Here is a 13,128-nt window from a genome sequence, read left to right on the forward strand (position 1 = left end):
CAAAGCACTGAGCGCTACTTGCGCCCACGTGCCCGGGATGGTACGCGAGTGCCCGAAACGGGTCTTGGCGTTTTTTGACCTAGCCGACACTACGGTTTTCGGCGCTCTTCCAGTTCCTTGCGCCACTTCGCCGCGTCGTCGGGCCGGTTCGTGGCCTCGCAAAGTTCGACGAGCCGCGCCGCGCCCTCGGTGAGCCGCGCCCGTGCCTCCGGTGGCACGGACCGCTCCCGCTGCTTCATGCCCTCGTACCCGGCGAGCAAAAGCGGTTCGGCGTCGGCGAACTTCTTCTGCCCCAGGAGCGCGCCACCGAGCATCGATCGCGTGGCGAACGTCCGCCAGTCGTTGGGCTCCTTTTTTGCGCGGACCGCCAGGGCCTCGCGGAGCAGCGGCTCGGCTTCGGCCCACTGCTTGCGCTCCAGAAGAACCAGACCGAACTGGGCGAGCCGGCCGGCCAGTTGTGGGCTGTCCGGGGGCAGGGTGGCGCGAACCTCGGACAGTTGCTCTTGGAGCAGGCTGGTGAACTTGGCGCCTTCCCCCGCTTTCGCGTAGGCGCCCAGCAGGTGCGGGCCGATCCAGCGCAGTTCGGGGGCCGACTTCGAGGCCCGGTGAGCTTCTTCCATGAGCACGATCGCGTCCGCCAGCCGGCCCGCGTCCCGGTAGTTCACGGCGAGGTTGGCCGCGGTGTTGAGCGCGTCGGCGTGGTCGCGCCCGAACTTCGCCGCCTTCAGCTTCAGAGCCTCCTCGAACAGCGGAACCGACTTGTCGAACTGCCGCCCCAGCCAGTACGCACGAGCGAGGTTGTGCAGCCCGAGGAGCGTTACGGAGTGCGTCGGGCCGTACCGGGCTTTCCGCAGCGCGTACGCCTCTTCAAAGAGCGGGAGCGCCAAAGACAGCTTCCCGGCGTCGCGGTAGGCGGAGGCGAGGTTGTACTTACACGTCTGCATCAAGGGGTGATCGGCGTCGTGCTTGGACTTCAGCACGGCGAGCGCCGTCTCGAAGAGCGGGAGCGCCGCGTCGAGGTTCCCGGCCGCGTGGTAAGCCCCGGCGAGGTTGATCGTGCTGCTGAGCGTGTCGGGGTGCTCGGCGCCGAGCTTAGCTTTGCGGCGCTTGAGTGTATCCTCCGATAGTGGTATTGCCGCTTTGAGCCGGCCCGCGTCCTTGTACACCGTCGCGAGGTTGTTCGCGCAGGTGAGCGTGTGTAGGTGCTCGGCGCCGAGCTTGGCGCTCATGAGGCGGAGGGTTTCTTCATACATCGGCAGGGCGCGGTCGATCTTGCCGACGTCGAGGTACGTTTTGGCGAGATTGGTCATGCAGGTCAGCGTGCGGGACTCGTCGGGGCCGAGGTGGGTTTTCATGAGCGCGAGCGTCGTTTCAAACATTGGCACGGCGCGGTCGAACCGCTCCACCGCCGCGTAGTCCGCGGCCAGGTTCGCCGTGCTGACGAGCGTGTCGGGGTGCTCCGGGCCGAGTGTTGCGGTGCGGAGCCGGAGCGTTTCCTCGTCGAGTGGCAGAGCGAGGTCGGGTCGATCGGCCCAGAAGTACGCCTGGCCGAGGCCACTCATGGCGGTAAGGGTGTGGGCGTGGTCCCGGCCGAGGAGCGTGGTCCGGAGTTGGACGGCGCGCTGCAAGAACTCGATACCCTTTTTGGGCGCCCCGACGCTGCGGTAGTTCATGCCCACGATCCAGCACAACTCGGCCTCGGTCCGCGGGGCCAGATCCTTCCGCGCCCGCAACTTCGCCGCGGCCCGGTCCAACAGGTCGCGCAGGGTGGTGTCCTTGCTCAGCCCGTCCCGGTCGCCACCGAGAAGGTCTTGCCCCTCGACGCTGGTGAGTGCCAGGAAGTCGTCGCGCACGAACCGGTTGATCGCTTCGGCGAAGGTCCGCTCCCGTTCCTCGTCAAGTCGAGCGGCGTGCTCTTTCTCGGCGGCGTCGTTGGCCCTCTGCTCGTTGGTTTCGGCGACCCCGCGCGCGCGGTCGGCCTCGATCGCCTGCCACTTCGCCGCGCCCAAGCCGGCCAGTAGCGCGAACAGAACCAGGCCCGCCGCCACCGCCGGCCCCTTGTTGCGCAGGAGGAACTTGCGGAGGCGGTACGCGGCCGAAGGCGGCTGCGCCTCCACCGGTTCGCCGGCGAGGAACCGCTCGACATCGCGGGCCAGGGCGCTGGCCGACTCGTACCGCCGGTCGCGCGGCTTCTCCAGGCACTTCATCACCACCCGGTCCAGGTCGCCCCGCAGTTGCGCGACCAACCGCCGTTGCTTGGTTCGCGGCGGGGCGGCAGCCACTCGCGCGGAGGGTTTCGTCGGCTCCCTCTCCTGGATCATGCGCAGGATTTCGCCCAGACCCGCCCGCTGGAGATCGAGCGGCCGCGAACCGGTGAGCAGTTCGTAAAGGACCGCGCCCAGGGAATAGATGTCGGATCGCGTGTCGATGTCGGCGCCCGGACCGGCGGCTTGTTCCGGCGACATGTAGTCCAGTGTGCCGACCACGACACCGTTCTGCGTGGCGTGCGATTCGCCGAGAGCCTCGTCCCCCACGGCCTTCGCGATGCCGAAGTCGATGACTTTTGGCACCGGTTTGCCATCGATCACAGCGACCAGGACGTTCGACGGCTTCAGGTCACGGTGAACGACGCCCTTCTGGTGCGCGTGTTGAACCGCCCGGCAGACCGCTGCGAACAGCTCCAGGCGCCCGCGCACGTCCAGGCGCGTGCCCTCGCAGTAGTCGGTGAGCGGCCGACCGGCGACCAGTTCCATGACGAAGAACGGGCGGCCGTCGCCGGTTTCACCCCCGTCGAAGACGCGGGCAATGTTCGGGTGGTCCATCCGGGCCAGCGCCTGCCGCTCCATCTCGAAGCGGTGCAAAACCGACCGGCCGTTGAGCCCGGCCCGAATCACCTTGACGGCCACGGCCCGGCGCAACGGAGCGGTCTGATCGGCCGCCCAGACCGTGCCCATACCGCCCTCGCCAACGATTTCGCGCAGGCGGTACCGGTCGGCCAGTACGGTACCCGTGGCGTCCACAGGCCCGGCCGCCCAGCTTTCGGCGGGCGCATCTTTGAGGACCAGCGACGGGCGATCGGTCAGCGCGTCGAGTTGTGCCTGACAGGTCGAACAAACGTCGATGTGGTCGGTCGCCGCTGCCAACGACGGCGGGTCCAGTCGGCCGGTCAGGAAGTCGCGAAGCCCCTGCTCCCCCAAACAGCCGGTCATAGCTCTTCCTCGGACGCGCGGACGAACTCCTGGAGCATGGCCTGAACCTTACTCTTGGCGACGAACACCGCGCCGACGTTCATCCCGAGCCGGTTCGCGGCTTCGGTCCCCTTCAGCCCCTCGACAGCGGTCAGCACGAACGCCTGCCAGGTGCGCCCCTCGACCCGCGCACGAACCTGTTCGTATGCCCGCTCCAGTAGTTCGTGATCGAAGGCCGCCAGGAGCCGCTGATCCAGGTCGTCGCGGGCCGCGACCTGGTCCAGCACGTTGAGCGCCGCCGACCCGCCGGCCCCGGCACGGGCGCCGACGCGGTAGAAGTCGCTCCAGGCGTGCCGCGCCAGTGTCTTGAGCCAGGCGCGGAACCGCCTAGACGGGTCGTACTGGAAGTCGCGCAGTTTTTGGGTGAGCTGTAGGAGGACGTTTTGGGTCACGTCGGCGGCGTCGGCTTCTTGCAGGCCCCAGTGCCGGCACCAGGCGGATATCTGTGGCCCGTAGCGTGCCACGAATTGGTCCCACGCCGCCGGATCGTCCGGGGTGTGTTGCAGCCTGAAAAGTAGGCTGGCGCGCGTCCGCAGTTGAGAGCCTTCGCTGTCCGTCATATGGGGTGAGGGCAGTGTAAGCGGGTGGCCCGGCAGGGGCAATCCTCACGAAAACCCGGCGCGGCCCATCAACTCAGCGGCGCGGCCGGTAGCACGAGGAGACACCGGGCTTCGCCACGTCTTGATGACCGTGCCGGTTACCGGGGTTACAACACCTACGGTGGGCGGGAGCGTTATTACAGGAGTCGACAGGATCGGGGCGATTGAGTTCTCGACGGAATGGAAGCGCCACTGGTACCGTGCGGTAGCCCAACCGCGGCATATGCCTGGAGAAGTAGCCCAACAATTTCTCCGCCGCCTTCTGACGACCCGCCCGTTCCTCCGGTTTCTCGACGGCCAACAGTTCGGCCACCCACGCGCACACACCCGACAACCGTCCTTCAGCAGCAATTCTCGCCCCCGCTCGAATGCCGTCGTTGCCTCCGGCGTGCCCTCACCGAAGATCGCCTGAGCACAACCGCTCAATCGCTCGCTGGCGCGGTAAATGTCCAACGTCTGGGTGCAACCCGGTAACACCCGCTCGACACTCTTCCAGATCCAACTCGCACCGTCGCCCCGCGCCTGCACCGCCGCGAACGCGGTCGCGCCCAGGTGCCGCAGGGACGGCCCCCAACTCCTGCGGAACACCTTGCTCGCGGCGATCATCGCGAACGACACGACGGCACTCGCCTCCGGCAACCGGTCGTCCTGCCACTGGGGGGGTATCGCCGGCGCGCCGGTCTCCCGCTTCGAGATCACGGCGATCTTCAGGTCCGTCCAGCCCTTCTCGCGGGTGTTCACCTTGCCCGCGTCGATCGCCAACTCCACCTCACCCTCGGCTCGGCGGAACGTCCCGGCGGTGACGCCATCTTCCGGCTGGAACGCCACCATCGCCCGCCCGTGCAACGCCACCAACGCGCGCAAGGTTTCGGGGGCGACGCGCGCACCCAGCATCTGGCGCAGGTGCTCGCTGCTCTTGTCGAACGACATGTCCGCCGCCGGTCGGCAGCACTGCTTCGGGACGACTCGGCTGAACCGGTGGTTCAGGCCGATCAGGGCATCGGCCGCATAGAACTCTTCCGCCCCGCAGCGGCATTGCCAGTACCGCCGCTTCAGGCTCAGAACACCCACGGTCGTCACGAACTGGCGGAACTTGGCCCCGCGGTTCTCTTTGGCTTGCCCACAAGGGCAGGTGCGGATCGGCGCCCCCTTTTTTGGCGACCTCGATCCCGGAGAGGCTCTTGCGCCCCATGAGCAGGACCCACGCGACGAGCCCCAGAACGGCGGGCAAGGGGTGGATACGACCGTGTCGGCTGCGCGGATCGGGGAGCGCGGCGAGCGCGGCGTACAGCGTGCGAGGGGGCATGCGCAACTCCGGGACCAAGAGGCAACGCGCCCCGATTACCCAACTGCACTAAATCCACAACATGAAACAAGGAACGGCCCTGCGAGCGCCTCAATTGAGGTTGACGCAGTCCACGCGCGAAGTCATATCCCCTGCCCAAGCCAGTCTGAGTACCCGCAGAGGGCATGCGAATGATTCGCGTGGGGGCGTTGATGAGCGCATTAGCTTTTGGAGCGGTCGCGTGGGCCGACCCACCCGCGGCAGCTCCGTCGAGCGATCAAGACAAGGTGCAGGGCTACTGGAAGCCGCTCCAGTGCGATTACGAAGGCAAAGCCATGATGCCCACGGACATCATGAAGCAGGTCACCGTCGTGTTCGATAAGGACCAGTACCACCTGTATTTCAAGGACTCGAAGCTCGATAAAGACGGCAAGCCGATCATCTTCCGGCTCGCTCTCGCGAGCATTCAGTTCGACCCGAGCACGACGCCGAAATCGATCACGTTCGAGTTCGCCGAAGGCCCGCTGAAGGGCAAAAAGAGCCACGGCATCTACGAACTGGCCGGGAACCAACTGAAAATGTGCTACTGCACGACGGACAAGCCGAAGCCCACGAAATTCGAGTCCCCGGCCAACAGCGGGCACTTCCTCGAAACGTGGGCGCGCCAGGTGAAGTGAGGAAGTAAGTTTGGGCTGGCAGCGTCCGCTGCCTCGCGGGAAAATACCTCCGGTTCGCACAGACCCAGGAGGTACGCGATGAACCCCGTGCTGAAGATGTTTGCCGCGGTCGCACTGGTATTGGTACCGACCGCCGGCGTACTGGTGCAGGCGGCGCCGGCCAAAGACGGCGACCCGGCACTGACCGGCACCGTGTGGAAGGGCAAGCTCACGCAAAAGGGCGAGTTCAAGGGAACGGGTGGCGGGCCACCCGAGTTCGATTGCGAACTCACAATCACCAAGCGCGACGGCGAAAAATTCGAGGCCGATCTCGCCGAGAAGACCGACGAACTGAAGGTCACGTACCTCGTCCGCGGAACGATCGCCCTCGTGGACAAGAGCAACAAGGACAAGGGCTACAAGATCGAGTTCGAGTCGATCGGCTCGAAGGACGTCGAGAACACCGAGGCGATTACCAAGATCCCGTACACGGGAACGGTCAAGGACAAGAAGATCAAGGGCACCTGGAAGTACCCGGCGAACGAAGACGGGACCACACTCGAAGGCGCCTTCGAGTTCGAGCTGACGAAGAAAGACTAAACCTTCTCTAGATTGGCTGCGTTAGCACGCTCTTGAGCACAGGCAGAAAGCCTGTGCTCTTCGTGTTTATTGCTCGTGGCACAGGCCTCTGGAACGCCTCCACAGGCCAGAGGCCTGTGCCACCAAACCACGAACCAGCCCCACTCAACTTCACTTCCGCTCGAAGACCACTTTTCCGCCAACGACCGTGAGCAGAACCTTCGTATCGGCGATCTTGTCCTTCTCGGCGGGTGCGAAGATATCGCGAGAGAGGAGAACAAAGTCGGCCAACTTGCCGACCCAGATGCTCCCGCGATCCTTCTCCTGAAACCCCGCGAACGCGCTCCCGAGCGTGTACGCTTCAACCGCCTCAGCGACGGTGATCCGCTGTTCCGGATACCACCCGTTCGGGTGCTTGCCGTCGATCGTGCGCCGGTTCACCGCCGCGTCGATACCGGGCAGCGGATCGATCGGCGCCACCGGCCAGTCCGAACCGAACGCCAGTTTCGCTCCCGAACCGAGCAGCGAGCGGTAGGCATACGAACTGGCACACCGCTTCGCGCCGATGCGCCCCTCGGCCCAGCGCCCGTCGTCGATCACGTGATACGGCTGCATCGAGGCTATCACGCTCAGGTCTTTGAAGCGCTTGTAGTCTTCCGAACGGAGGTGCTGTGCGTGCTCGATGCGGAACCGGCGATCCTTCGCGCCGTTTTGCTTCGCCACGTCAGCGAACAGGTCGAGTAGCACCGCGTTAGCCTGATCCCCGATCGCATGAACGCACACGTTCATGCCCGCCGCATCCGCGCCCCGGATGTAACTCCGCATCGTGTCCGGTTCGGTAACGTAGACACCGGTGACCTTCGCGTCCGTTTCATACGGCGCAAACATCTTCGCGGTGCTACTCCCGAGCGACCCGTCCATGAACCCCTTTACGCCGCCGATGCGCACGAAATCGTTGCCGAAGTCGGCGGTCGCGCCGGTGTTCGCGAGTTCCTTATAAAGTGCGATCGGCCACCGCAAATCGATGCGGCACGTGAGTTTCCCCTCGCGTGCAAGCCGCTGGTAAATGCGAAAGAGCTTGCGCCGCGTTTCGGGCGCGCTACCGTCGAGGTCTTGAACGCTTGTCACGCCCACTTCGGCCGCGGCCTTCTGCGCTGTGAGCACGGCTTCGAGGATCTCCGCATCGCCGGGGTCCGGAATGAGCCGGTCCACGAGTGCCATCGCGTTGTCTTTGAGAATACCCGAGGGCGTCTTCCCATCCGCGAGGCGGTAGATCACTCCACCGGGCGGGTCTTTGGTGTCGGCCGTGATTCCAGCGAGTTTGAGAGCAGCAGAGTTCGCGAGTCCCATGTGCCCGTCGTACCGGCTGATGAAGACGGGACGGTCCTTCACGAACTTGTCGACGGTTGCAGCAGTTGGCAACACGCCTTTGAACGTGCGATCGTGGTCCCACTGTCCGCCCACGATCCAGCGCTCACGCGGGGTGTTTTTGTCGAACGCCGTCAGCCGCTTACCGAACTCCTCTTCGTCCTTCGCGTCCTTGAGATCGACCTGAGAGAGCGATTGCCCACCGGACAAAAAGTGCAAGTGACTGTCGTAGAACCCGGGAACGAGTCGCCCGCCCTTTAGGTCAATGAGCGTCGTACTCGCGCCCGCAAGTGCCTTCACTTCGGCGTCCGTACCCACTTTCACGATGCGATCGCGCCACACCGCAACCGCTTGCACCTCCGGCTGCTTGGCGTCGCCGGTCCACACGTTGCCGTTGTGAACGATGAGGTCCGCTGCAATTGGTGGCTCTGCCGCGGGTGTGAGCAGGAGCAGAAGGGTGAGCATTGAGGGTACTCAAGAAGCAAAAGAGCCGCGGATCACGCAGATAACGCGGATCAAAACAAAAGACGGGAACGGAATTTAAGCCCCGATAGGGGCGTAGGCGAGTAGCCCAGGGTGGAGCAACGCGCAACCCTGGGCGGGGTTGTCGTCGGGAGCGCGCCGTCTCAGAACACCGGGGTTTGCAGGAGCCCGCCAGGGGTTGCGCTCGCCTGCGCCCCTATCGGGGCTTAAATCCGGCCTTCTGATCTCTTTCGTGTCTGATCCGCGTTATCTGCGTGATCCGCGGCTCTTCTTTTCGGCTTTTCTCCCCGACTTCGCCTACACCTTGTCCGGCACGGTGAACGGCGCGCGGTACTTTCGCGTCAGGAGCGCGTTGGCTTCCGAGTCCTTGGGGAACGTTTCGGTCTTCGCGTCGAAATCGAGTTTGCGGCCGGCAAAGAAGTTCTTGCCGTCGAACTTGATACCGCTGTCCTTGAGGTGCTCGGCCATGCGTTCCAGCGCGTCTGTGCCGGACTCGTTACCCACAATCTTGCCGAGCTTCGGGTCGTAGCTCGATGCTTTACCCAGGCGGTAGCTGATGTTCCCCAGGTGGCACAGGCCGGCGGAGACGTGCCCCACTTCGATGTCCGCGTGGAGCTTCGCGGTGTCGCGGCTGCGAACGCAGTCGATGAAGTTCGTGAAGTGGTTCCCGCCGAGTTTCACGTCCGACGCCACCTTCGGGATCGGCTGCCCCTCGTCCTTCCCCTTCGGGTAGAACTTGGTGCCCGCGACGACGCCCTCCTCGAAGTGCAGAATGTTCCCAACCGTCTGCCCCCGGAACGCCGGCGACTTCAGCCCGCGCGTCTCGAAGATCAGTTGCGTTTCGCCATAATCGAATACGCTCACGAGTGCGTTGGGCGTTTCGGCCTGGTCGTTGTTCGCGTAGCGCCCGCCGAAGCTGACGACCGACTTCGGCCACGTCGCGCCGGGAATGAGCCAGCGGGCCTTGTCCATCTCGTGAACGCCCTGGTTCCCCGCGTCGCCGTTGCCGAACGCCCAGAACCAGTGCCAGCGGTAGTGGACGAGGTTCTCGTGGTACAGTTGCTCCTGCGCCGGCCCGAGCCAGATGTTGAAATCGAGGTCCGCGGGCGGGGCCTTTGTGGGCTTGGTGCCGATGTCGCCGCGGGTGCTCCCCCCGGTCCCACCGTCCTTGTAACACAGCCCGCGCGACACGAGCAGCTTGCCGAGTTTCCCGGACTTGGCAAGCGCCGCGAGGTCGGCCCATCCCTGCGAACTGCGGTTCTGAGTACCGTGCTGGACGACCCGCTTGTGCTTGCGGGCCATTTCGACCGCGATCCGGCCCTCGTGGATGTTGTGCGAACACGGTTTCTCGACGTAGACGTCCTTGCCCGCTTCGCACGCCCAGATGGTCATCAGCGCGTGCCAGTGATTCGGCGTGGCAATGGAAACGGCGTTGAGGTCTTTGTCTTCCAGGGCTTTGCGAACGTCCTGAAGGCACGGCGCGGCGGGGCGCTCCTTGCGGGCAATTTGGTCCAGGCGCTTCTGGTAAGTGCGCTTGTCCGGGTCCACGAGGTACGCAATCTCGACGTTCTTCATGCCAAGATAAGCACCGACGTGCGACTCGCCGCGCCCGTTCAGGCCCGCGACCGCGATCCGGATGCGGTCGTTTGCTCCCATCACGCGGGCGGACGATTTCGTCCCGGCGATGGTGATGGTAGCGGCCGTGGCGAGCGACGTTTGAAGGAACCTTCGGCGCGAAACGCGAGTCATGGATTGGCTCCGGCAGCGTGGTGGGAGGGGCGGGTACGATGAACCATACCCGCCGCTCGCGCCCGGAGCAAACGCGATCTTCACAGGTTGAGAGGCACGGATTGGCCACAAAAAGGCACAAAGGGCACAAAAGAAAACAGAAAGCAAAGCGCAAGTTTGGCTTTAGCCCCGTAGGGGGGTAGACGAGTAGCCAGGGGTGAAGAGAGCCACGCGAGCGCAACCCCTGGCGGGCTCCCACGAACCCGATGTTGAGGCAGCGCGCGCATCGCGGCAGTGCTCTCATCGTGGCATCGTGGCAGAGCGTAGCCCAGGGTGGAGCAACGCGCAACCCTGGGCTACGCTCTGCCGCCCCTACGGGGCTAAAACCCTTCGTGCCTTTTTGTGGCCAATTCGCCTTCTTGCTCTGATCGGCGTGATCCGCGTTATCTGCGGTTCATTTTCACTCTTTGCCAGCCCACAAAAACCGTTTGCGAGCGATTCCCGTTTCGGGTAAACTTCTGACACCTACCGAACGGTCCGGCCCTCCTCCCAACTCCCCCCGGAGTTTCACATGCTGGTCATTCCCGGTTCAGCGGCGAAGAGCGATTGTGATGGCGTGACGCGCCGCGATTTACTCCGCGTGGGCGGGTCCGGGGTTCTCGGGCTTACTCTCGGCGACCTCTTCTCGCTCCAAAAGGCCAGCGCGAACAACACCAAGGGCGACGCCGGAAACGGCCCGGGCTTCGGCAAAGCGAAGAGTGTCATCTTCATCTACTTGCAGGGCGGGCCGAGTCACCTCGACTTGTGGGATCCGAAGGACAACGTTCCGGACAAGGTGAAGAGCGTCTTCAAGCACCAGCAGACGAAGCTGACCGGCACGCACGTCACGGAGCTGCTGCCGAAGATCGCGACCGTGCTCGACAAGACCACACTGATGCGCGCGGTGAGCTACACGCCCTACGGTCTGTTCAACCACACCGCGGCCATTTACCAGATGCACACGGGCTACACCACCGACAAGGTGAGCGCGTCCGGGCAGCTGGAACCGCCCAGCCCGAAGGACTTCCCCACGCTCGGCTCCAACATCATCAAGATGAAGCCGCCGACCGTGCCGATGCTGCCCTTCGTAATGATGCCGCGGCCCCTGCAAGAGTCGAACGTCGTGGGCAAGGGCGGCAGCGCGGGGTTCCTGGGTAAGGGGTACGACCCGTACCTTCTCTACCCGCCCGGCGACGACATGGACATGGCGAAGATGGACCGCATCCGCACCGACGACCTGAAGCTCCGCGAGGAACTCACGCCGGTCCGGATGGAGCGCCGAGCCACGCTCCGCGAGACCATCAGCAAGGGTATGCCGGAAGTAGAAGCGGCGGTCGCGAAGCACGACCTCGACGAATACTACGGCAAGGCACTCGGGCTGGTCGTGAGCGGACGCGCGAAGAAGGCGTTCGAGTTGACCGAAGAGAAGGCCGAACTCCGGGAGAAGTACGGCAAGAACACGTTCGGCCAGAGCCTGCTCCTGGCCCGCCGGCTCGTCGAGGCCGGCACCCGGTTCGTCGAGGTCGTGTGGCCGAAGGTCGCGAACAGCGACAACCACTCGTGGGACGTCCACACGGGCCTGTCCACGCGAATGAAGACACAGGCGGCCCCGATGCTCGATAGCGGGCTCTCGACGCTGATTACCGACCTCGACGAGCGCGGGCTGCTGAAGGAAACGCTCGTGGTGTGCGTGGGCGAGTTCGGCCGCAGCCCGCAGCGCGGGGTCAGCACCTCGGGCAACCAGAACAACGACGACGGCCGCGACCACTGGCCGTACTGCTACACCGGCGTCATCGCCGGCGCGGGTGTCAAGCGCGGGTACGTTCACGGGAAGAGCGACAAGACCGCCAGCGCCCCGGTCGAAGGCGCGATTCACCCGACGGAACTGCTCGCGACGATCTACCACTCGGTCGGCATCAAGCCGGACACGATCGTGTACAACCACCTGAACCAGCCGCGCGAACTGGTGAAGGGCGAGGTCGTCAGCGGCCTGTTGAGCTAACCATACCCTCGGCAGTAACAAAAGAAACCCGCGCCCAGTGGGGCGCGGGTCAGTTCTGATTCACAAGTCTCCGAACACTTCACCACGGGATGTGCGAGCACTCCCATCACCGCATCACAGCCAGTTCGGGTCGGCGTCCAGGTCCGCGGGGGCGAACTCCTTTCGCTTCCATTTCTCCACAGCGAGCGCGGCCATTGCCGCGTTGTCCGTGCAAAGGTTGAGCGGCGGAATGACCAGTTCCGCCCCCTCCTTGGCACACATCGCTTCTAACGCAGCCCGGAGCGGCTTGTTCGCGCTCACCCCGCCGCCCACCGCGAGTCGCGTTAGGCCGGTTTTGCGCAGAGCTTGCTTGCACTTCATCGTGAGAACATCGACCACTGCGGCCTGAAAACTCGCGGCGAGATCCGCACGCTTTTGGCCCGGTCCGGGGGGCGTGGACCTCTTCACGTCCTGTCCGTGGCACGCATAGAGCACCGCCGTCTTCAGCCCGCTGAAGCTGAACTCTAACCGCCCGTCGTCGATGAACGCGCGAGGGAAGTGGTGGGCTTTCGGGTTACCGGTCGCGGCCTCGCGCTCGACCGCTGGCCCGCCCGGGAAGCCCAAACCCAGAATCGCCGCGACCTTGTCGAACGCCTCGCCCGCCGCGTCGTCGCGTGTGCCGCCTAACAGTTCGAGTGACAACGCCGTATCGCAGCGAAACAGTGCCGTGTGCCCCCCACTCACGACCAGCCCCAAACAGGGGAAGATGTCGCGGTTGGCCGCGAGCCGGCACGCGAAGATGTGACTCGCGACGTGGTTTACTGCGATGAGAGGAACCCCCAGACCGAACGCGAACGCCTTCGCCGCGCTCACACCCACGAGCAGCGCGCCGACCAATCCGGGCGTATTGTGGACCGCCACGCAGCCGATGTCTTTGAGCGAGACGTTCGCTTGCACGAGTGCTTCGTTCACAACGGGAAGCAGGTTCCGGAGGTGCGCGCGGGACGCGATTTCGGGAACCACCCCGCCGAACCGGGCGTGCAGGTCCGTTTGCGACGCGACCACGCTCGACAGAACCTGTAGTTCGTCCGTGAACACCGCCGCGGCCGTTTCGTCGCAGGACGTTTCCAGAGCCAGAAAGTGTGTCATGGGGTTCATAGTA

General features: G+C 64.7%; 9 protein-coding genes. 3 read left to right on the plus strand and 6 right to left on the minus strand.

Annotated features, from left to right (window positions below):
* Nucleotides 1-89: 89 nt before the first annotated feature.
* From VT84_RS22400 to VT84_RS22410, 3 genes are read right to left on the minus strand one after another with little or no spacing between them, the layout of a single operon-like run.
* On the minus strand, nucleotides 90-3,209 hold the full coding sequence (locus tag VT84_RS22400) for a serine/threonine-protein kinase (RefSeq protein WP_082841047.1): 3,120 nt from the start codon (nucleotides 3,207-3,209) through the stop codon (nucleotides 90-92).
* Nucleotides 3,206-3,808 carry an RNA polymerase sigma factor gene (locus tag VT84_RS22405; protein ID WP_052552293.1) on the minus strand — a complete coding sequence of 201 codons (603 nt, stop codon included), beginning with the start codon at nucleotides 3,806-3,808 and terminating at the stop codon, nucleotides 3,206-3,208. Before VT84_RS22405 ends, VT84_RS22400 begins: the two co-directional genes overlap by 4 nt.
* 45 nt (nucleotides 3,809-3,853) lie before the next feature.
* Complete coding sequence (locus VT84_RS22410; protein WP_157469714.1) at nucleotides 3,854-4,927, minus strand: hypothetical protein; 1,074 nt, start codon at nucleotides 4,925-4,927, stop codon at nucleotides 3,854-3,856.
* 417 nt (nucleotides 4,928-5,344) lie between these two features.
* Between VT84_RS22410 and VT84_RS22415 the strand changes: the two genes are divergently transcribed.
* The gene (locus VT84_RS22415) at nucleotides 5,345-5,809 is read left to right on the plus strand and encodes a TIGR03067 domain-containing protein (RefSeq protein WP_162271809.1); all 465 of its coding nucleotides are present in this window, start codon (nucleotides 5,345-5,347) and stop codon (nucleotides 5,807-5,809) included.
* A 78-nt stretch (nucleotides 5,810-5,887) separates the two neighbouring features.
* Nucleotides 5,888-6,388 (plus strand): hypothetical protein, encoded by a 501-nt coding sequence (locus VT84_RS22420; RefSeq protein WP_052552300.1) that lies wholly within the window; start codon nucleotides 5,888-5,890, stop codon nucleotides 6,386-6,388.
* 150 nt (nucleotides 6,389-6,538) lie between these two features.
* On the opposite strand, the gene VT84_RS22425 is transcribed toward VT84_RS22420, so the two are convergent.
* Nucleotides 6,539-8,200 carry an amidohydrolase gene (locus tag VT84_RS22425; RefSeq protein ID WP_082841050.1) on the minus strand — a complete coding sequence of 554 codons (1,662 nt, stop codon included), beginning with the start codon at nucleotides 8,198-8,200 and terminating at the stop codon, nucleotides 6,539-6,541.
* Between the two features lie 315 nt (nucleotides 8,201-8,515).
* A complete protein-coding gene (locus VT84_RS22430; protein ID WP_082841051.1) occupies nucleotides 8,516-9,967 on the minus strand; it encodes a Gfo/Idh/MocA family protein in 1,452 nt (483 codons plus the stop codon).
* A gap of 550 nt (nucleotides 9,968-10,517) precedes the next feature.
* Here VT84_RS22430 and VT84_RS22435 point away from each other — a divergent pair.
* The gene (locus VT84_RS22435) at nucleotides 10,518-11,987 is read left to right on the plus strand and encodes a DUF1501 domain-containing protein (RefSeq protein ID WP_052552306.1); all 1,470 of its coding nucleotides are present in this window, start codon (nucleotides 10,518-10,520) and stop codon (nucleotides 11,985-11,987) included.
* 114 nt (nucleotides 11,988-12,101) lie between these two features.
* Here VT84_RS22435 and tsaD read toward each other — a convergent pair whose 3' ends face one another.
* A complete protein-coding gene (gene tsaD, locus VT84_RS22440; protein ID WP_082841052.1) occupies nucleotides 12,102-13,115 on the minus strand; it encodes a tRNA (adenosine(37)-N6)-threonylcarbamoyltransferase complex transferase subunit TsaD in 1,014 nt (337 codons plus the stop codon).
* Nucleotides 13,116-13,128 lie beyond the last annotated feature (13 nt).

Source organism: Gemmata sp. SH-PL17, assembly GCF_001610855.1.
Classification (GTDB): Bacteria; Planctomycetota; Planctomycetia; order Gemmatales; family Gemmataceae; genus Gemmata; species Gemmata massiliana.